This window comes from Hyphomicrobium sp. (assembly GCF_036262015.1).
Classification (GTDB): Bacteria; Pseudomonadota; Alphaproteobacteria; order Rhizobiales; family Hyphomicrobiaceae; genus Hyphomicrobium_C.
Map to the genome: position 1 here is coordinate 453,632 of NZ_DATAJR010000009.1, position 16,885 is coordinate 470,516.

The following is a 16,885-nucleotide window of genomic DNA, read 5'->3' on the forward strand; positions in this document are numbered from 1 at the left end:
CTGCTGAATTCTGCCTGAAATGACTATTTCTTGACGTCCTTCGGCGGCTCGATCTCGATCTTGTCCGGGTACGAATAGACCTCCTTGAAGATCGGTTTATCGAGGAAACCCTGGCGAGCCATAATGCTGCGGGCCGGCAACCCGGTTGCAGGATCCAGGTAGACCATGCGCACGGCTTCGTTCCTGGTCACAGTCGACTGCTCGTTGTCCTTCTTGCCCGGAGCTGGCTTCGGCGCCTCGTCGATGCCGCGGTAGCCGCGCAGCTCACGCCCCTCGACGGTTTCGGTGCCGGTGCACTCGAACTTGCCGACTTCCTGGTAGACCTGAGCGATGCTCTTGATCATGTACTGAACGAGCTGCTCGGCTTCGTTCTGCGGGGCTTCCTTCCAGCCATCGCCGCTATTGGTCCAGGCCTTGTCCCCGACAACAACGCTTTCGACTGCCTTCCCCTCGGTCAGCGGCGTCACGATCTGGCGCATGCGATCGGGGGTCTGGTACTCGACCGTCATCTTCACCGGGCCAGCCTCGGTGACCATATTTGTTTCCTTACGCAGAAACTTCTGCTTGCCCTGGCTGTTCACGGCCAGCGCGACCTCGGTCGAGCAGTCCGCAAGCGCCGGGCCGGCCGCGGCCATGCCGATGGCAATGGCGAGAGTGCCGAGCTTCAAACGCATCTTTGTCGTTTCCTTCCTCAACTTCTCCGGCCGAGATCTTCGTCACGGCTCGCTGTTTTCGCTAGATTGCGCACGGTCCGTTGGCGCAAGAATGGCCGGCTACATAGGCTTCTCGATGTTGATGTCGGCGGGATAGCTGTAGGCTTCCCTCATCAGGGGTTCGCCGCTCAGATCCGGCGGAGAGATGATGTTGAAAACCGGACGCTTCGTCTCGGGATCGACCAGGATCGTACGTGCCAGCGTCTTGCCTTCGACCTCCTCGGGCACCGTCTGGTAACCGAGATAGCTCTTGCCGTCGTAGGTCACCTTGTCGAGACACTTGAACTCGACCGAAACTTTGGCCGGCGCGAGCGTGCTCTTCAAATGATTGACGACGAGATCCGCGACCCCCTTCTTCATTTCCTGCCAGCCGGCGCCTTCATTGGTCCAGGCGGTCTGACCGATGCCAACCGTTTCGGTCTTTTCCTCGCCTGAGGTCACCTTACGATAGATGCGATCCGGGGGCAGAAAGTCGAACTGCTGGGTCTGCACGACGCCGGTATCGCTCTTGGAGACGATCTCCGTGCGCCACGGCGCTTTGTGCTGCTCATTGAACGCAGCCTCCACATCAGCCTTTGCATCACAGGCGAACGCGCCCGGCGACATCGCAGCAACGGCAGCGACCGACATGGTGGCGAGCAAGATTTTACGCATTTGGACGTCTCTCGTTTCCCAGATTGCGCGCGGTTCAGCGCTCTTTTTACCGACCGGCTTTTGTCGATCGGCGCGCATCCTATACGGGCGCGCGGGAAAAAGTCGATGATTGGACGAGAACATTTCGTAGCTTTAATCCACGGAGCCGCCGCGGATTTCACCGCTCGGGCTTAGCGGCGGAGCTCTTTCTGCTCGCGCATCTTGTTTACGAAGCGCGTGAACAGATAGTGGCTGTCCTGCGGGCCTGGGGACGCTTCCGGATGGTATTGGACGGAGAAGACGGGCCGGTCCTTCAGCTCGAGGCCGCAGTTCGTACCGTCGAACAGCGAGACGTGGGTCTCGACGACACCCTCCGGCAGGGTTTCCCGGTCAACCGTAAACCCATGATTCATGGATGTAATTTCCACCTTCTGGGTGGTGAAGTCCTTGACCGGATGATTGGCGCCGTGATGGCCCTGGTGCATTTTGCGGGTTTTGGCACCCAGCGCGAGGCCCAGCATCTGGTGGCCAAGGCAAATGCCGAACACCGGTAGCCCCGAGTCGACCAGCTTCTTGATCTCCGGGACCGCGTACTCGCCGGTAGCAGCCGGATCGCCGGGACCGTTCGACAGGAACACGCCGTCTGGCTTTCGCCCCAGAATGTCCTCAGCCTTCGTCGTGGCCGGCACTACCGTGACTTTGCAGCCAGCCGACGCCAGGCAGCGCAGAATGTTGCGTTTCAAACCATAGTCGACAGCGACGACGTGGAATTCGGGGCTCTCGTTCCGGCCATAGCCCGTGTTCCAGACCCAGCGCGTCTCGTCCCACGTGTAGCTTTGCCCGCTCGTGACGTCCGGCACGAGATCGAGACCCAGCAGGCCCGGCCAGGCCTTCGCCTCGGCCGCGAGCTTGTCGATGTCGAACTTGCCCGAGGGCTCGTGCGCGATCACGGCGTTGGGCATCCCCTTCTCGCGGATGAGCGCCGTCAGAGCCCGCGTGTCGATGCCGGAAATGGCGATGATTCCACGCTGCTTGAGCCAAGCATCGAAGTGAGCGGCAGCGCGATAGTTCGAGGGATCGGTGATCTCTGCGCGGAGAACGCAGCCGCGCACGCCAGAGCGTGACGCGAGATTGGATGTTTCGGTATCTTCGGCGTTGGTGCCGATGTTGCCGATGTGCGGGAAGGTGAAGGTGATGATCTGCCCAGCGTAGGACGGGTCGGTCAGGATCTCCTGATATCCCGTCATGGCGGTGTTGAAGCACACCTCGCCGACGGCCGATCCAGTGGCGCCGAGACCAACGCCTGAGATGACGGTCCCGTCATCCAGCACGAGGCGAGCGGTCTCAAGCGTGTCGGTCCAGGGCGCGGGCGTGGATTTCATCGGGCGACGAGCTCATATCGTTGGGCTCGCAGGGGACGTTCTCGCGCGCGACCGCGCACAAGGGGTGTCCGCTCGAAGCCAGGTCCGTGGATCGCGGCGGACCCTATGCGAGGGCTTCCACCGCGTCAAGAAATGGGGTGACCCCCTGTGCGCGTCAACTTAGCGCCTGCTCCGGCAGCAGAAATCTCATTCGGTAAATGCCGCCAGATTGGCGAGGGTCGACGTCAGGCCCGCCTGATGGTCCTCGGCGCTTATGCCGGGCGGTACGTCCTCGCAGCGAATCGTGACCTTCGTACCGCCAGAACACGGCAGCAGAATCGTTGTGATGCGCATGGTTCCGGCAAATGCCGGATCGTCGGATTCGAACTCGACCGCTTCGACGACCCGCTCGTCCGGCACCAACTCGACGAAATGTCCTTCGACGATATCGGTATGCTCGGCGGTTTTGCCGTACCCTCCCCCGTCCGTGTACGTCAGCGCCATGCGGAAGCGCCCGCCTTCGCGCGGCTCGAAGGTGAAAAACTGGCCCGTCATGCCCTTGGGCGGCCGCCACTCTACGATCGCCGCCGGATCAATCAGCGCGCGGTAAACCACTGGCGGTGAAGCCGCAATAATGCGCGAAGCCGTATCCGTTCGCTTGCCACCCGGCATCGTCACAAACCTTTCGTCTCCAGCCTCGCGCGCGGGCCGTGCCTGTCCTATATAGCGCCCGAGCCATTCGAGAGGTCCCCATGCGCGATCGTATCAATCAAGACGTCAAAAACGCGATGAAATCCGGAGAAAAGGCGCGCCTCACCACGCTGCGCCTGATCACGGCGGCCATCAAGGACCGGGAACTCGGCGTGGGCGGCCAGCCGCCGACGGAGGTCGGTGACGCGGAAGTCGTTGCGATTTTGCAGAAGATGGTCAAGCAGCGGCGCGAGAGCATCGCCACCTATGAAAAGGCGGGCCGCAACGAACTGGCAGACCAAGAAAAGGCCGAGATCGTCATTCTCGAAACCTATCTGCCAAAACAGATGGATGAAGCGGCGATGAAGTCCGCAGTTGCCGCGCTCGTCGCCGAGCTGGGTGCCTCAGGCCCCAAGGACATGGGCCGCGTGATGGGTGCGCTCAAGGAACGTTTCGCGGGGCAGATGGACTTCGGCAAGGCGAGCGGAGTGCTCAAGGAGTTGCTGAAGTAGGCCGTGCGGGATTTGGCAGCCGGCAGTAGGGAACAGGCTTTCCCGACTGCCGTGCTGTCGGCTGTCTCACTCCCCGCCCTGTGGATTGTGCCCACAAGGTCGCTTGCGCGACCAGGCACCCGAAAGGGGTGGGCGCGAATCGCGTAAGTCTTGCTTACGTTTTTTCCGTACATCCGGCCGTGGACCTCTGACACTCCATGCGATTTTCGCCTCATCTTCTGGACGAGATTCGCGCACGCCTGCCGGTGAGCCAGGTCGTGGGGCGGAAAGTTGCGCTCAAGCGCAAGGGGCGCGAGTTCTCAGGCCTGTCGCCGTTCAAGATGGAGAAGACGCCGTCGTTCTTCGTCAACGATCAGAAGGGCTTCTACCACTGCTTCGCCTCGGGCGAGCATGGTGACATCTTCAAGTTCCTGATGACGACCGAGGGTTTGAGCTTTCCCGAGGCCGTCGAACGCCTCGCCGAGGAAGCGGGGGTGGTCCTGCCGAAGGCCGAGGCCGAGGACAAGGAGCGTGCGGACGAGCGTACGCGTCTCCTGGCCCTCATGGAAGAGAGCGCGAAATTCTTCCAAAACGCCCTCTCCGGGTCCGCTGGCGCGGACGCCCGCCGCTACATCGAAAAACGCGGCCTCAAGTCCGGGACTCTGGCGGAATTCCGCATCGGCTATGCGCCGAATTCGCGCTCCGCGCTCAAGGATCATCTGGCAAAGGCGGGCTACACGCTCGAAGAGATGGCGCTTTCGGGCATGCTGATCTCGGGCGACGATATTCCCGTCGCCTACGACCGCTTCCGCCATCGCGTGATGTTTCCCATCGGGGACGCGAGGGGCCGCATCGTTGCCTTTGGCGGCCGCGCCCTCGATCCCGACCAGAACGCCAAGTACCTGAACTCGCCTGAGACGCCTCTTTTTCACAAGGGGCACCTGCTGTTCAACGCACACAGGGCCAGGGCGGTGGCGCACGACAAGGACCGCGTCATCGCCGTCGAAGGCTATATGGACGCGATCTCGCTGTCGGAGGTTGGGTTTACGGAAACGGTCGCACCGCTGGGTACCGCGCTCACCGAAGACCAGCTCAAGTTGCTGTGGCGCATGTCGGCCGAGCCGATTCTTTGCTTCGATGGGGACAGCGCGGGTAAGCGGGCGGCCTTCCGGGCCGTGGACACGGCGCTGCCGCATCTGAAACCGGGCGCCAGCCTGATGTTCGCCTTCCTGCCCGATGGCCTCGATCCTGACGACCTCGTGCGCCAGCAAGGGCCAGCGGCGCTCGATGCCTGCCTGGGACGGGCCCGGCCGCTGATCGACGTCTTGTACGAGCGCGAGTGGGCGGAGCGCGACTGGTCGACGCCGGAACGGCGGGCGGGCCTCGAAAAGACCCTCAAAGAGCTAATCGGGCGGATCGAGGACGAAAGCGTCCGGGCGCACTATCGCCAGGCGCTGGGCCAACGGCTCGCCGAGGCCTGGGGGACAGGCGGAAACTGGCCATCCACCGGCCAAGGGTCGCAGCCCGGCGGAGCAGGCGCGCGCTCGGCTGGCGGTCAATCCCGGACCGGCGGCGGCGCATTTGGCGCGGCGGGCGCCCGGTTCGGTAGCGGGCGGCCGGGACTTCGGCGCGGCGCACCTAGCCGCTATTTCCCGCCGGGCTTGGGGCAGGGCTCCGAGCACGTTAACCCTAGCTCTGCCCTCAGGAAAAGCCCGATGGTGGCCTCTGAAGCGAGTCTTCCGCCCTACCGGGAGGCCCTGCTGATGAAAGTGTTGCTGAACCACCCCTGGTTGATCGAGGAAGAGGCCGAGGCCATCGCCGAGCTGCCCTTCACGGCAACTGCGCTTTCGCGGCTACGGGACGCAATCCTTTCGGCTCACGCCCTCAACAATTCACTTGACACGGAAACCCTTCGAACCCACTTGAACAAATCTAGTTTCGGCAAGGTCTTGACCCTTGTCGAACGGGCTGTTTCGCATAAATGCGATCGGTTTGCTGAGCCCGAAGCCGGGCGCACCGAGGTGGAAGATGGCTGGCGCCACGCCCTCGCGATGCACGATCGGCATGTGGGTCTCCAACGATCGCTGGAAGCGGCCGAGCAGGCTTGGCATGAAGATCGCAGTGAGGCGTCCTTTGCCCGCATCTGTGATCTGAAGCGGCAGCTCGAGCTGTTGAGCAGTAGTGACTCTTTCGAATCAGCGGCCGAACTCGGTCACACATCTTGACGATAGGGGGGGAGCGCCACGTCTGGGATCGCGAGTGTACCGGCCAATCTACGGCGGGGCTTCGGGCCAGTTGGCTTCGATGCTGCCGCCGTGTGTGCGACCGGTACCCAGATCGGCGGCCTCGAACCTGATGTCCATGCCGGCTTCTTCGCCGGCCGGACCCCATTTTGAAACAGTCGGGCGCCCGGGCGCCTTTCCCTCACTCTTTCGCGACGGTTGAGACACATGGCAAACGCTGCAAAGAACGAAGAGCAGGATACCGCGACAGCCGAACCGGCAGAGCGCGATAGCCCTCTTCTCGACCTCTCGGATCAGGCAGTAAAGCGCCTGCTCAAGACGGCCAAGGCTCGCGGCTACGTCACGCTCGACGAGCTCAATTCCGTGCTTCCGTCCGAGGAAGTGTCGCCGGACCAGATCGAAGACACGATGGCGATGCTGTCCGACATGGGCATCAACGTCGTCGAAACGGAAGAAGGCGAAGAAGGCGCAGATGCGTCGGCGCCTGACGCGGATGAGGATGACAGCCGTGCTGTCGTTGCCGCCGGTGTGCCCGCGCGCTCCGAGACGCGCGCCGAGCCGACCGAGCGCACGGACGATCCCGTCCGCATGTACCTCCGCGAAATGGGCTCGGTGGAGCTTCTCTCGCGCGAGGGCGAAATCGCTATAGCCAAGCGCATCGAGGCCGGCCGAGAGGCCATGATCGCGGGCCTCTGCGAAAGCCCCCTCACCTTCCAGGCCATCATCATCTGGCGTGACGAGCTCAACGAAGGCAAGATTCTGCTTCGCGACATCATCGATCTCGAAGCCACCTACGAAGGCCCCGAGGCCAAGGCGCCACCAGCCATGGACGGCGAAGGCGACGAGGAAGGCGCGGCGAGCGAGGAAGGCGGCGCCAACCCGCCCAGCGAAGGCGAGGATGACGACGAGTTCGAGAACGCGCTTTCACTCGCAGCGATGGAAGCCGAGCTGAAGCCCAAGGTGCTCGAGACGTTCGACAACATCGCCAACACCTACAAGAAGCTGCGCAAGCAGCAGGACAAGAAGCTCGAGCAGCAGGTGGCGGGCGAATCCGGCTCGCGCCAGCAGCAGAAGGCTTATGACAAGCTGCGCGAAGAGATCATCACGGACGTGAAGAGCCTTTCGCTCAACAACGCGCGTATCGAAAGTCTCGTCGAGCAGCTCTACTCGATCAATCGCCGCCTCGTCGGCCTCGAGGGCCGCCTGATGCGTCTTGCTGACAGCTACGGCGTGCCGCGCCAGCAGTTCATCGACGAGTACTTCGGCAACGAGCTTGACCAGACGTGGCTCGACCGCATGGCCGACAACGGCAAGAAGTGGGGCAACCTCGTCAAGAGCGAACGCCCCCAGATCGCTCAGATCCGCGGCAACATCCACGAGCTGGCGACGGAAACCGGTCTCGAAATCACCGAGTACCGCCGCATCGTCAAGGCCGTGCAGAAGGGTGAGCGCGAAGCCCGCCAGGCGAAGAAGGAGATGGTGGAAGCCAACCTCCGTCTCGTCATCTCGATCGCCAAGAAGTACACGAACCGCGGCTTGCAGTTCCTGGACCTCATCCAGGAAGGCAACATCGGCCTCATGAAGGCGGTCGACAAGTTCGAGTACCGCCGTGGCTACAAGTTCTCGACCTACGCCACGTGGTGGATCCGTCAGGCCATCACGCGTTCGATCGCCGACCAGGCGCGCACCATCCGCATCCCCGTGCACATGATCGAGACGATCAACAAGATCGTGCGCACGAGCCGCCAGATGCTGCACGAGATCGGCCGCGAGCCGACGCCGGAAGAGCTGGCCGAGAAGCTCGCGATGCCGCTCGAGAAGGTGCGCAAGGTTCTGAAGATCGCCAAGGAGCCGATCTCGCTCGAGACGCCGATTGGCGACGAGGAAGATTCACACCTCGGCGACTTCATCGAGGACCGCAACGCGGTGCTGCCGGATCAGGCGGCAATTGCCGCCAACCTGCGCGAGACGACGACGCGGGTTCTGGCTTCTCTCACGCCGCGCGAGGAGCGCGTGCTGCGCATGCGCTTCGGCATCGGCATGAACACGGACCACACGCTGGAAGAAGTCGGCCAGCAGTTCTCGGTCACGCGCGAACGTATTCGCCAGATCGAAGCGAAGGCGCTGCGGAAGCTGAAGCATCCGAGCCGGAGCCGGAAGCTGCGGAGCTTCCTGGACAACTGATCAAAGAAAAACCCCCGAGGAAACTCGGGGGTTTTTGTTTCGTCTTCGCGCTAGGCGCTCAGCCGATTGCGGCGGGCGCGGAGGCTGCGGGCAAAGCGCAGAACGGCGACGGCGGCGGTGCGCCCTTCCCGTGTATCGAGCGCCGCATAGCGGCGCGCCTGCGCCTTCGCCTGCTCGATAACGCTCTTGTAGGTCTCGTCGCGAACCCGAGCGGCGTCGGTTTGCAGGCCACTTGTCATTTGCATCGATTGTCCTCCGCGCTGTTGAGCTACGCGTGAACATGTAGGAAGCGTACGTGGCGCCACAACGGCACACGTGTGGCGCGAACCTTACAAAACCTCAAAGGACAGCGGTTGTGGCAACCTCACGCGACTTTCGTCGTCGATCGGCAGCACGCGGCACCTCGACGATCCGCGTGAGCGCGGCACGATCCTTCCGCCCTAAAACAGTCGTCCCCCGTTCGGCACGGCGCGCTCGGGCGAGATCAGCACCACCTCGCCGTCCGCATCCGGGAAGCCGAGCGTCAGCACCTCGGACATGAACTTGCCGATCTGGCGCGGCGGGAAGTTGACGACGGCGGCAACCTGACGGCCAACCAGCGCTTCGGGCGTGTAGTGCTTGGTGATCTGCGCCGAGCTTTTCTTGATGCCGATCTCGCCGCCGAAATCGATCTTCAGCTTGATGGCGGGCTTGCGCGCTTCGGGGAACGGCTCGGCCGCGATGACGGTGCCGACGCGGATGTCGACTTTCAGGAAATCGTCGTAGGTGATCTCGGAGGCCTTGAACTCGGTGCTCATGTCGTCGTCTCACGTCAGGTGATTTGAGCGGGAGACTTAGCCCAGTCCGTCAGATGCTGAAAGCCGTTCGCGCTTTCGGTTCGCGTCAGCCGCTGTTAGGTTCGCGCGCCGAAAGCAAACCTGTCGTCCCGTTATGACCGCCATCACTAAAATCGGATTGATCCGCCATTTCGAGGTCGTGCGAGGGCTGCCGGCACGCGGGGTCATGACAGCGGCCGATTTGCACGCATGGCTTCAAGAGTATGAGCACTCGGAGGTCATACCCAAGCCTGTCGATCTCGGTGCCCACGCTGGTCGTCAGCCATGCGGGCGCGATGATCTTCCTGCGCAAAGCTCTGCTGCCCAGCGGATTCGACGGTCCGCGGTTCACCGTGCCCGAGCCGGGGCGGCTCTATGTTTTCGAAGGCTGTTGGGAATGATAGGGTCGATGCGGTGCCTGCTATGAAAGACGCGCCGGATGGCTCCTGACCCCTCGCCTTTGCCCGCCCTCACCCGCTTCGAAAACAAGACCCAGAAGGTCGTTCCTCGCTATACGTTCGCGCTCAGGATGGCCCGGGCAATCGGACTATGGGCGATGCTCACGTTCGGCGGGCTGGTGATCGGCATGATCGGATACGCGTGGACCGAGAGCATGGGCCTCGCCGACGCATTCGTGAATGCGGCGATGATCCTTTCCGGAATGGGGCCGGTCTCGGAGCTGCACACAACGGCGGGCAAGATCTTTGCCGGCTGCTACGCCATTCTCTCCGGCCTCATCATCGTTATCGGCGCAGGCTTCGTGCTGGCTCCCATCGCGCACCGGGTGTTGCATCGCTTCCACGTCGAGACGGGCAAGGAGCATTAGCGGCACTCCGTTCATCAGCCCGCAGTATTTGATTTTCCGGTCGCCTGCTCACGCAATAGACTGGGCGCGCAAGCTTCGTCTGTATTCCTTCAGGAGGACGGCATGAGCGCCATCAGCTTTTCACGCCTCGCGGGTGTCATCTTCGCGGTTGTCGCGCTGCTGCAGCTGGTCCGTGCCGTTTCCGGCTGGGAGATCGTCATCAACGGCATGTCGGTACCGGTGATGGCGAGCTGGATCGCTGCCGCCGTCGCGGGGGTGCTGTCGTTGCTGGGCTTCACCGCGTCCAACTGAGACACGCCTATTCGGGGCATTGGAACAAACGCCCGGCGCGGTTGCTGCCGCTCAAGATAAACGGCCCGTACTCACCAATTTGCGAGCGCGAAAAGCGGGCGATAGATTTACCGGCAATCGCCGTGGCTCTCCCGCAAGGATTCCTCTCAAATGCCGCTCCGCGTCTACCTCGCCGGACCCGAGGTGTTCTTTCCCAATGCCGTCGCGCAGGGCGCAGAAAAGAAACGGCTTTGCGCCGAGTACGGGTTCGAAGGCGTCTACCCGCTCGATAACGCCATCGCCGATGCGGGGGCGCTAAGCCCCATCGCGCTGGCGCGTGCCATCAGCCACGGCAACGAGGAGCTGATGCGGAGCTGCGATCTGATCGTCGCCAACTGCACGCCCTTCCGCAGCGTCAGCATGGATGCGGGGACAGCCTTCGAGATCGGCTTCCTGCGGGCGCTTGGCCGTCCGTGTTTTGCCTACAGCAACGTGGCGCTCGACTATGCGGCCCGCGTGCGCGCTGTGCCGGAGCCGGCGCAGTCTGTCTGGGATCACGAAACGCGGCGCGCGGACATCGAGGACTTCGGCCTTGCCGAAAATCTCATGATCGCAGTTGCGGTTCTGGATGCGGGCGGGCATTTCGTCGTGCGCGACGCGCCACCTGATCAAATCCTATCGGATCTCGCGGCCTTCCGTGACTGTCTCGCGCTCGCGCAACGAACGCTTGCGGCCTAGGCTCACCTCAGGCGCCGGGCTTGCCACCGGTCCCAGCGCTTTTGCTCCGCCGGTGTGCACCACGGATTTCCATAGTAGCCGTAGCGCCCATTCAAGCGCGTGCAGTCTTTGAGCGGCACATCGTTCCAGCTCTGGCGTTGCTTGCGCCCGGCATCGGCTGCGGCCGGCAGGAGCGAAAGCGCCAGCACGGCAGCCGTCGCGGCTCGGATCAGAGGCAGCATGGCGATCCTCATTGGTACATTTCGGGCGTCTATCTTGGTCACTTCGATCCTGACTGTCGATGGCGGGGCTTACGGGACAAGAACGAGCGCGCCGGTGAGGTCTCCGGAGCGCAGGCGAGCGAGCGCCTCATTGGCTTCGGACAGCGGCATGGCGGTCGTATGCGTCCGGACCGGAACCTGCGGAGCGAGGGCGAGGAAATCTTCGGCGTCCTTGCGGGTCAGGTTCGCGACCGAGCGGACGACGCGCTCTTCCCAGAGCAGCCGGTACGGCATCGCCGGGATCTCGCTCATGTAAATGCCGCCAAGCACCACCGTGCCGCCTTTCCTTACGGCCTCCAGCGCGAGGGGGACGAGCGGACCGACCGGCGCGAAGATGATGGCCGCATCGAGCGGCTCAGGCGGGCGTTCGTCCGAACCACCGGCCCAAACTGCCCCCAGCTCGCGCGCGAAGTCTTGCGCTGTCTGGTCGCCGGGTCGCGTGAAGGCGTAAACCTTCATTCCCTTGTGCCGCGCGACCTGCGCAACGATGTGGGCGGCTGCACCAAATCCATAGACGCCGAGCGTTGCGCAGGGTTCCGCCATGCTCAGCGCGCGGTAGCCGATGAGACCGGCGCAGAGCAGCGGCGCGGCCTCGACATCGCCCAACCCATCGGGAATGGGAAAGCAGTAGTCCGCGTCCGCAACCGCATATTCCGCGTAGCCGCCGTCGATCTGATAGCCGGTGAAGCCGGGTGCGTCGCAGAGGTTCTCGTGCCCTTCGCGGCAGTAGGGGCAGACACCGCAAGTGTGCCCGAGCCACGGGACGCCAACGCGATCTCCTCGCGAAAAGCGCGTGACACCTGCGCCGACTTTATCCACGCGCCCGACGATCTCATGGCCGGGGATGATTGGCCGCTTTGGGTTTTCGAGGTCGCCATCGACCACGTGCAGATCGGTGCGACAGACGCCGCAAGCCGCAACCTTTACCCGCACCTGTGACGGCCCGGGCTCCGGGCGCTCCGCCTCGGCGAAGCGAAGGGGGGCTCCTGGAGCATCCAGGAGCATGGCTTTCATCAACTCACGCATCGGTGTGCTTCACTTGCGGGAACAGGTCCAACGCCGGTTGCATTTCATACCATGCAGCCGGCGCGCCGCGTAGCCAGGTCTCATGCAGGAGGGTGCCATGACACTCACGCTCACGTCTCCGGCGTTCGTCGATGGCGCCCCTATTCCCAGCGTCTACACCTGTGAGGGGCGAGATATCTCACCTCCCCTCGTCTGGAACGGCGTCCCGAACGGCACGCAAAGCCTCGTGCTTATTGTCGACGATCCCGACGCACCCGACCCGGCCAAACCCCAGCGCATCTGGGTGCATTGGGTCCTTTACAATTTGCCGCCGGTTTCCTCCGGGCTTGCCGAGGGCGTCGCTGCAGATGCACTGCCCAAGGGTACGGAGGTCGGTCTCAACGACTGGAGGCGCCTTGATTTCGGCGGTCCGTGCCCGCCGATCGGGCGGCACCGGTACTTCCATAAACTCTTTGCCCTCGACGTACGCCTCAAGGGTCTGAACTCACCGAGAAAGGCTCAAGTGGAAGCCGCAATGGAAGGGCATGTGCTGGCTCAAGCTACCTTGATGGGCACATATCAGAAGGCGCCATAAAAGCCGCGCTCGGCGCATGTCCTGCGCTTGGTCAACGAAGTCTTTCCAAAATTGACGGCATTCAACGGTTTGCGTTGTAGGTCCCTCAAGAGGTGCCCCGTACTCTAGTCAAGTTGTTCAGGGCATTGGGGGCTTTGGGGATGACGTCCATTCAAGGATCGAACGGCGGCGCACTTGTGCGCTGGATTGGGCTGGCCATCGGTTTGCCGGCACTTATCGCCGTGGTGCTTCTCGGCAAAGACACACTGATGGTCATCGAGAAGATCAACGAGGACGCGCTGAAGCGCGAAACGGCTGCGCTCGAACGCGGCATGAAAATGCTTGGCGAGCTTCATGCCTCGCAGGTTTTGCAGCAGACGTTGTGGGATGAAGCGTTCCGCAACATCGTCGTTTCCAAACGGCAAAGCTGGATTCAGGAGTATTTCGGCACCGACGCCATCTCGTCGAACGGCATGCAGCAGCTCATCATCGTCGAGCCTGACGGCAAGGCCAGCTTCTCGAGCAAGTATAACGCCGCGCCCCCACCGGATCAGGTGGCCGGGCTCCTCGCCGCCGCTGCGGCGCCCATGGAGCGGTCGCGTCAGCTCTATCGACTGGCCCGCGCTTCGGGCGAGGGTTTCGACGAGCGAATGCCCGGCGCCATGACCGATGGCATCTACGTGAACGACTTCATTACCGTCGATGGGCACCCGGCAATGATTACCGTGTCGCCCATCACGCCCGACGACGAAAAGCACGCAACCCCGGCAGAGCCGACACTGGTGCTCGGCATCCAGACGATGACGGAGCCGCTGCTCGATCGCCTTGAGACGCTCTCCCACATCGATGGGCTTGAGCACGTGACGGCCGAGCACGAAGCCCGGACCGGCGAGCATGTGCACGAGGTCCGCGATGCGAACGGCAATATGGTGACCCGCGTCACCTGGGATTTCTCGTCGCCGGGCTACGAGATTCTATGGGCTGCCATGCCCGCGATCGCTTTGTCGCTCGGCCTGATCGCCATGATGACGACTTTCGCTGCGGTCACAGTGCGGCGCTTGACGCGCAAACTGTCTGAGAGCGAGCAGGCGGCTCTCTATGCCTCCCGCCACGATACCGCTACGGGGCTCGCCAACCGCGGCTGGTTCATGCGCGTGTTCGCCGGTCTTCTGGGTCCCGTCGATGGCCCGAACAAAACCCATGCCGTGCTGCTGATCGACTGCGATTACTTCAAGTCCGTCAACGACACGCTTGGCCACGCAGCGGGTGATGCCGTCCTGGTCGCGATCTCCGAACGGCTCAAGGCGCTTAAGGAGCGCATCGCAATCGCAGCGCGTCTGGGTGGCGATGAATTTGCCCTTGTCACCTCGCCGCTTGCGCGCGCCGACGAGGCTCTGAGCGTCGTGCAGGAGATCGAACAAGCCTTGATGCGGCCGGTCGTATTCGAGACGCACGTCATCCCGGTTAGCGTCAGCATCGGCGCAGTCACGGTCGAGACGCCCTCGACGCTGTCCATCGATGCCTGGCTGGCCAAGGCCGACATGGCACTCTACCGCGCCAAGCGCGACGGACGTGGCTGCTCACGGCTCTACGATCCCGCGGTCGATGCCGGCGAGTCGACCGTGACAGCCAACGCGTGCGCCGCGAATGACCAACGTTCGAAGGTTGGCCGCGCCGCGTAGACCTGGGCTTGCCGACGAGGCGTCTCAGCGATCGATGCGCGAGATCTTCGAACCCTCGAGGGTGAGGTTGTACATCAAGCCCTTCTGGTCGAGGATGAAGCCGATAACGGGCTTCGTGATCTGATTGGTGTCAACAGATCCGCCGACTCCGACCGTGATGAGGGCCACCGATCCGTCGACGCCGACCTTCCAACCGTGCTTGCGGCGGAAGCTGTAAAGCGCCTCGTCGGTCATGAAGAGAATAATGACGGTGCGCGCTTGAACGCCGAGCTGAAAACCGAACGATGCGGAGACGGTATTGTAGTAGGCCTCGGTATGGCCTTGTCGGCGCAGCGCCCCTTCGCCGTACTCGCCGCCGAAGCCCATGCCTGCTTTGACCACGGACGGGAACACGAGTACGCCAGCCGCATCGCGAACCAGCTCACGCGCGCCACCGACAGTGCGATAGAAGTGATGGAGCGCCGCGTCGACGTCAGCATCAATCTCATAGGCCGAAGCAGCTTGAGCGCCGCGGGCTGCGCCCACCAATACGGTGAGGGCGAGAAAGATGTTGAGTGCGAGCGTCTTGGGTGACATGGGCCGGTCCGTCCTCTTCCGTTTCGAGCGCCTGGCGAGTCTACGACTCGTCGTTAAGAGAACGGCGTAAACTAAGCCCGTGGAACGAATGTGGCGGAATGGCCGCAGCGTTGTGTCTTCGTGGCGGACACTGTCCCGTCGGCACCACCGTCAGCAGAAGATGCAGGCGTTACACATCGAGGTCGCCTCCGCGATGTGGGCATCGAGGATTTTGGTGTACTCGGCGAGCTTCGGCTTCTGGCTTTCGCAAAGCGACTTCTTCTTCTCGGGGTCGGCGAACGCCGTTTCCCACGCTTTCACGTATTCCGACTTCTTGGCCCGGAAGACGGATGCCACCTTACGAAGCGACGCGACCTCAACGCAGGGGGCGACTGCGACCCAGGTGCGCCGCTGAAGGTTGAGCTTCCTGCCGCAGAATTCGAGCAGCGCATCGACGGTCGCGTACTCGTCGACGCGCGTCCAGAGCTGGGTCCGCTCGGCTTTGCTGATGCTCTCAAGACCGAGCTTGACCTCGACAAGGCCCGGTTGCGGTTGTTGGGTATCTGCGTGCGCGAGACCCACGACCGCGAGCGCTGCCGCCGCAGCTAACCCCAATCCCAAACTTCTTGATACGCGCTGCTTCAAGCCCCGCATGATCTATCCCGGATCCTGTTGACCTGACGCGTTGTTGCGTCGCCACATGGCGAGACTAAGTCGGCCCACAGCGTTTCGGCAAGCGGCTCACGCTTTTTGGATGGGGGCGCGGGGACGCAGAGCCGCTTGCCCACGATACGCGGCAACGTTCCCGGTTAGCCGGAGGCGCTAGGCAATTGACAGGATTTCGATCTCGTCTGCGCCCTGGCGCGCCGTATCGCCGACGGATTTGCCAAGAAGCGCACGCGCGAGCGGCGACGCGTATGACAACGTACCCTTCGCTGGATCGGCCTCGTCCTCACCGACGATGCGGTACGTCTGGCGCCGTCCGTCTGACCGCTCGAATGTCACGCGCGAGCCGAAACGAACCTCCTCATTGTCAGCCGGCGGCGGCACGAACTCCGCCGTCGCCAGGCGTGCGTTCCAGTAGCGCAGATCGCGCGCAGCGACGTTAAGAGCCGCCCGATCGCCAGCACCCTGCGCCTCGGCATAGGCGCGCGACAACCGCGCGACCTCACTTTCGATGGCGGCGAGCCCCTCTTCGGTGACGAGGTTCGGATTCGACGACACCAGCCGCTCCGGAAGCTCATCGAAGGCCTCGAGGCCGTCCGGTTCTTTGACGAATGCTCTGCTCATTGTTCCTGGTGTGACCCGTTCATCGCACTTACTGTTCTCCACCTATATAGGCCTATCGCCGCGAAAATCACGAGGAGCGCGTGTATGCGCCAGGAATTGAAGGAAATCTCGGTCGCCACGGACGGACAGAGATTGTTCGAGATCACCGACAGCGTACGGGCCTTTACCAAATCATCCGGCATCACCACCGGGCTGCTCACGGCCTACTGCCGGCACACATCAGCCTCGCTCGTGATCCAGGAGAACGCCGATACCGATGTGCAGCGCGATCTTATCGCCTTCTTTCGGAGGCTCGTTCCCGACGGCGATCCACTCTTCGTGCACACGATGGAAGGAGCCGACGACATGCCTGCGCATGTCAAAACTGCGCTTACGCAGACGTCGCTCTCGATACCTATCGTGGATGGACGACTTGCGCTTGGAACGTGGCAAGGCATTTTTCTCTTCGAGCATCGCCAACAACCGCATATACGAAAGATCGTGTTGCATGTGTTTGGCGCGTAACACACACTAAGGATGTGCTCGTCGTTTTTGACTTCTACCAAACTAGGGAGA

At 62.7% G+C, this 16,885-nt stretch carries 20 protein-coding genes; 9 read left to right on the top strand and 11 right to left on the bottom strand.

Going from position 1 to position 16,885, the window contains the following annotated elements; all coding sequences use genetic code 11:
* Positions 1-23: 23 nt before the first annotated feature.
* The 4 genes from VHO05_RS17665 to VHO05_RS17680 form a co-directional block, all read right to left on the bottom strand.
* Complete coding sequence (locus VHO05_RS17665) at positions 24-674, bottom strand: hypothetical protein (RefSeq protein WP_329647930.1); 651 nt, start codon at positions 672-674, stop codon at positions 24-26.
* A 99-nt stretch (positions 675-773) separates the two neighbouring features.
* A complete protein-coding gene (locus VHO05_RS17670) occupies positions 774-1,367 on the bottom strand; it encodes a hypothetical protein (protein ID WP_329647931.1) in 594 nt (197 codons plus the stop codon).
* A 170-nt stretch (positions 1,368-1,537) separates the two neighbouring features.
* Positions 1,538-2,728, bottom strand: a complete 1,191-nt coding sequence (gene carA / locus VHO05_RS17675) for a glutamine-hydrolyzing carbamoyl-phosphate synthase small subunit (protein ID WP_329647932.1) — start codon at positions 2,726-2,728, stop codon at positions 1,538-1,540.
* Positions 2,729-2,914: 186 nt separating this feature from the next.
* Entirely contained in the window at positions 2,915-3,379 is a 465-nt protein-coding gene (locus tag VHO05_RS17680) for an SRPBCC family protein (protein WP_329648196.1), read from the bottom strand.
* Between the two features lie 80 nt (positions 3,380-3,459).
* Here VHO05_RS17680 and VHO05_RS17685 point away from each other — a divergent pair, with 80 nt between their 5' ends.
* The 3 genes from VHO05_RS17685 (at position 3,460) to rpoD (ending at position 8,315) form a co-directional block, all read left to right on the top strand.
* The gene (locus VHO05_RS17685) at positions 3,460-3,909 is read left to right on the top strand and encodes a GatB/YqeY domain-containing protein (RefSeq protein ID WP_329647933.1); all 450 of its coding nucleotides are present in this window, start codon (positions 3,460-3,462) and stop codon (positions 3,907-3,909) included.
* Between the two features lie 197 nt (positions 3,910-4,106).
* Positions 4,107-6,113, top strand: coding sequence for a DNA primase (gene dnaG / locus VHO05_RS17690; RefSeq protein ID WP_329647934.1), 2,007 nt, complete (start codon positions 4,107-4,109; stop codon positions 6,111-6,113).
* 225 nt (positions 6,114-6,338) lie between these two features.
* Positions 6,339-8,315, top strand: coding sequence for an RNA polymerase sigma factor RpoD (rpoD, locus tag VHO05_RS17695; RefSeq protein WP_329647935.1), 1,977 nt, complete (start codon positions 6,339-6,341; stop codon positions 8,313-8,315).
* A gap of 50 nt (positions 8,316-8,365) precedes the next feature.
* Here rpoD and VHO05_RS17700 read toward each other — a convergent pair whose 3' ends face one another.
* Positions 8,366-8,560 carry a hypothetical protein gene (locus VHO05_RS17700; protein ID WP_329647936.1) on the bottom strand — a complete coding sequence of 65 codons (195 nt, stop codon included), beginning with the start codon at positions 8,558-8,560 and terminating at the stop codon, positions 8,366-8,368.
* 195 nt (positions 8,561-8,755) lie between these two features.
* On the bottom strand, positions 8,756-9,112 hold the full coding sequence (locus VHO05_RS17705) for a tRNA-binding protein (protein ID WP_329647937.1): 357 nt from the start codon (positions 9,110-9,112) through the stop codon (positions 8,756-8,758).
* Between the two features lie 457 nt (positions 9,113-9,569).
* Between VHO05_RS17705 and VHO05_RS17710 the strand changes: the two genes are divergently transcribed.
* The 3 genes from VHO05_RS17710 to VHO05_RS17720 all read left to right on the top strand — a co-directional run bounded on the left by VHO05_RS17710 (position 9,570) and on the right by VHO05_RS17720 (position 10,964).
* Positions 9,570-9,956 (top strand): hypothetical protein, encoded by a 387-nt coding sequence (locus VHO05_RS17710; RefSeq protein ID WP_329647938.1) that lies wholly within the window; start codon positions 9,570-9,572, stop codon positions 9,954-9,956.
* A gap of 102 nt (positions 9,957-10,058) precedes the next feature.
* Positions 10,059-10,247, top strand: a complete 189-nt coding sequence (locus tag VHO05_RS17715) for a hypothetical protein (RefSeq protein WP_329647939.1) — start codon at positions 10,059-10,061, stop codon at positions 10,245-10,247.
* A 150-nt stretch (positions 10,248-10,397) separates the two neighbouring features.
* Positions 10,398-10,964, top strand: a complete 567-nt coding sequence (locus VHO05_RS17720; RefSeq protein WP_329647940.1) for a nucleoside 2-deoxyribosyltransferase — start codon at positions 10,398-10,400, stop codon at positions 10,962-10,964.
* A 2-nt stretch (positions 10,965-10,966) separates the two neighbouring features.
* Here VHO05_RS17720 and VHO05_RS17725 read toward each other — a convergent pair whose 3' ends face one another.
* On the bottom strand, positions 10,967-11,185 hold the full coding sequence (locus VHO05_RS17725; RefSeq protein ID WP_329647941.1) for a hypothetical protein: 219 nt from the start codon (positions 11,183-11,185) through the stop codon (positions 10,967-10,969).
* Between the two features lie 69 nt (positions 11,186-11,254).
* On the bottom strand, positions 11,255-12,238 hold the full coding sequence (locus VHO05_RS17730) for a zinc-dependent alcohol dehydrogenase family protein (protein WP_329648197.1): 984 nt from the start codon (positions 12,236-12,238) through the stop codon (positions 11,255-11,257).
* A 109-nt stretch (positions 12,239-12,347) separates the two neighbouring features.
* Here VHO05_RS17730 and VHO05_RS17735 point away from each other — a divergent pair, with 109 nt between their 5' ends.
* Positions 12,348-12,824, top strand: coding sequence for a YbhB/YbcL family Raf kinase inhibitor-like protein (locus tag VHO05_RS17735; protein ID WP_329647942.1), 477 nt, complete (start codon positions 12,348-12,350; stop codon positions 12,822-12,824).
* 140 nt (positions 12,825-12,964) lie between these two features.
* A complete protein-coding gene (locus tag VHO05_RS17740; RefSeq protein ID WP_329647943.1) occupies positions 12,965-14,485 on the top strand; it encodes a sensor domain-containing diguanylate cyclase in 1,521 nt (506 codons plus the stop codon).
* A gap of 24 nt (positions 14,486-14,509) precedes the next feature.
* Here VHO05_RS17740 and VHO05_RS17745 read toward each other — a convergent pair whose 3' ends face one another.
* The 3 genes from VHO05_RS17745 to greA all read right to left on the bottom strand — a co-directional run bounded on the left by VHO05_RS17745 (position 14,510) and on the right by greA (position 16,330).
* Positions 14,510-15,061, bottom strand: a complete 552-nt coding sequence (locus tag VHO05_RS17745; RefSeq protein ID WP_329647944.1) for a BPSL1445 family SYLF domain-containing lipoprotein — start codon at positions 15,059-15,061, stop codon at positions 14,510-14,512.
* 150 nt (positions 15,062-15,211) lie between these two features.
* The gene (locus tag VHO05_RS17750; RefSeq protein ID WP_329647945.1) at positions 15,212-15,694 is read right to left on the bottom strand and encodes a hypothetical protein; all 483 of its coding nucleotides are present in this window, start codon (positions 15,692-15,694) and stop codon (positions 15,212-15,214) included.
* Positions 15,695-15,862: 168 nt separating this feature from the next.
* Positions 15,863-16,330 (bottom strand): transcription elongation factor GreA, encoded by a 468-nt coding sequence (gene greA, locus VHO05_RS17755; RefSeq protein WP_329647946.1) that lies wholly within the window; start codon positions 16,328-16,330, stop codon positions 15,863-15,865.
* 84 nt (positions 16,331-16,414) lie between these two features.
* Between greA and VHO05_RS17760 the strand changes: the two genes are divergently transcribed.
* Positions 16,415-16,834: a secondary thiamine-phosphate synthase enzyme YjbQ gene (locus VHO05_RS17760; protein WP_329647947.1), complete on the top strand. Its 420-nt coding sequence runs from the start codon at positions 16,415-16,417 to the stop codon at positions 16,832-16,834.
* Positions 16,835-16,885 lie beyond the last annotated feature (51 nt).

Coding starts and splice junctions, on each gene's coding strand:
- VHO05_RS17665 (WP_329647930.1), bottom strand. CDS start 674: ATGCGTTTGAAGCTCGGCACTCTCGCCATTGCCATCGGCATGGCCGCG.
- VHO05_RS17670 (WP_329647931.1), bottom strand. CDS start 1,367: ATGCGTAAAATCTTGCTCGCCACCATGTCGGTCGCTGCCGTTGCTGCG.
- carA (WP_329647932.1), bottom strand. CDS start 2,728: ATGAAATCCACGCCCGCGCCCTGGACCGACACGCTTGAGACCGCTCGC.
- VHO05_RS17680 (WP_329648196.1), bottom strand. CDS start 3,379: ATGCCGGGTGGCAAGCGAACGGATACGGCTTCGCGCATTATTGCGGCT.
- VHO05_RS17685 (WP_329647933.1), top strand. CDS start 3,460: ATGCGCGATCGTATCAATCAAGACGTCAAAAACGCGATGAAATCCGGA.
- dnaG (WP_329647934.1), top strand. CDS start 4,107: ATGCGATTTTCGCCTCATCTTCTGGACGAGATTCGCGCACGCCTGCCG.
- rpoD (WP_329647935.1), top strand. CDS start 6,339: ATGGCAAACGCTGCAAAGAACGAAGAGCAGGATACCGCGACAGCCGAA.
- VHO05_RS17700 (WP_329647936.1), bottom strand. CDS start 8,560: ATGCAAATGACAAGTGGCCTGCAAACCGACGCCGCTCGGGTTCGCGAC.
- VHO05_RS17705 (WP_329647937.1), bottom strand. CDS start 9,112: ATGAGCACCGAGTTCAAGGCCTCCGAGATCACCTACGACGATTTCCTG.
- VHO05_RS17710 (WP_329647938.1), top strand. CDS start 9,570: ATGGCTCCTGACCCCTCGCCTTTGCCCGCCCTCACCCGCTTCGAAAAC.
- VHO05_RS17715 (WP_329647939.1), top strand. CDS start 10,059: ATGAGCGCCATCAGCTTTTCACGCCTCGCGGGTGTCATCTTCGCGGTT.
- VHO05_RS17720 (WP_329647940.1), top strand. CDS start 10,398: ATGCCGCTCCGCGTCTACCTCGCCGGACCCGAGGTGTTCTTTCCCAAT.
- VHO05_RS17725 (WP_329647941.1), bottom strand. CDS start 11,185: ATGCTGCCTCTGATCCGAGCCGCGACGGCTGCCGTGCTGGCGCTTTCG.
- VHO05_RS17730 (WP_329648197.1), bottom strand. CDS start 12,238: ATGAAAGCCATGCTCCTGGATGCTCCAGGAGCCCCCCTTCGCTTCGCC.
- VHO05_RS17735 (WP_329647942.1), top strand. CDS start 12,348: ATGACACTCACGCTCACGTCTCCGGCGTTCGTCGATGGCGCCCCTATT.
- VHO05_RS17740 (WP_329647943.1), top strand. CDS start 12,965: ATGACGTCCATTCAAGGATCGAACGGCGGCGCACTTGTGCGCTGGATT.
- VHO05_RS17745 (WP_329647944.1), bottom strand. CDS start 15,061: ATGTCACCCAAGACGCTCGCACTCAACATCTTTCTCGCCCTCACCGTA.
- VHO05_RS17750 (WP_329647945.1), bottom strand. CDS start 15,694: ATGCGGGGCTTGAAGCAGCGCGTATCAAGAAGTTTGGGATTGGGGTTA.
- greA (WP_329647946.1), bottom strand. CDS start 16,330: ATGAGCAGAGCATTCGTCAAAGAACCGGACGGCCTCGAGGCCTTCGAT.
- VHO05_RS17760 (WP_329647947.1), top strand. CDS start 16,415: ATGCGCCAGGAATTGAAGGAAATCTCGGTCGCCACGGACGGACAGAGA.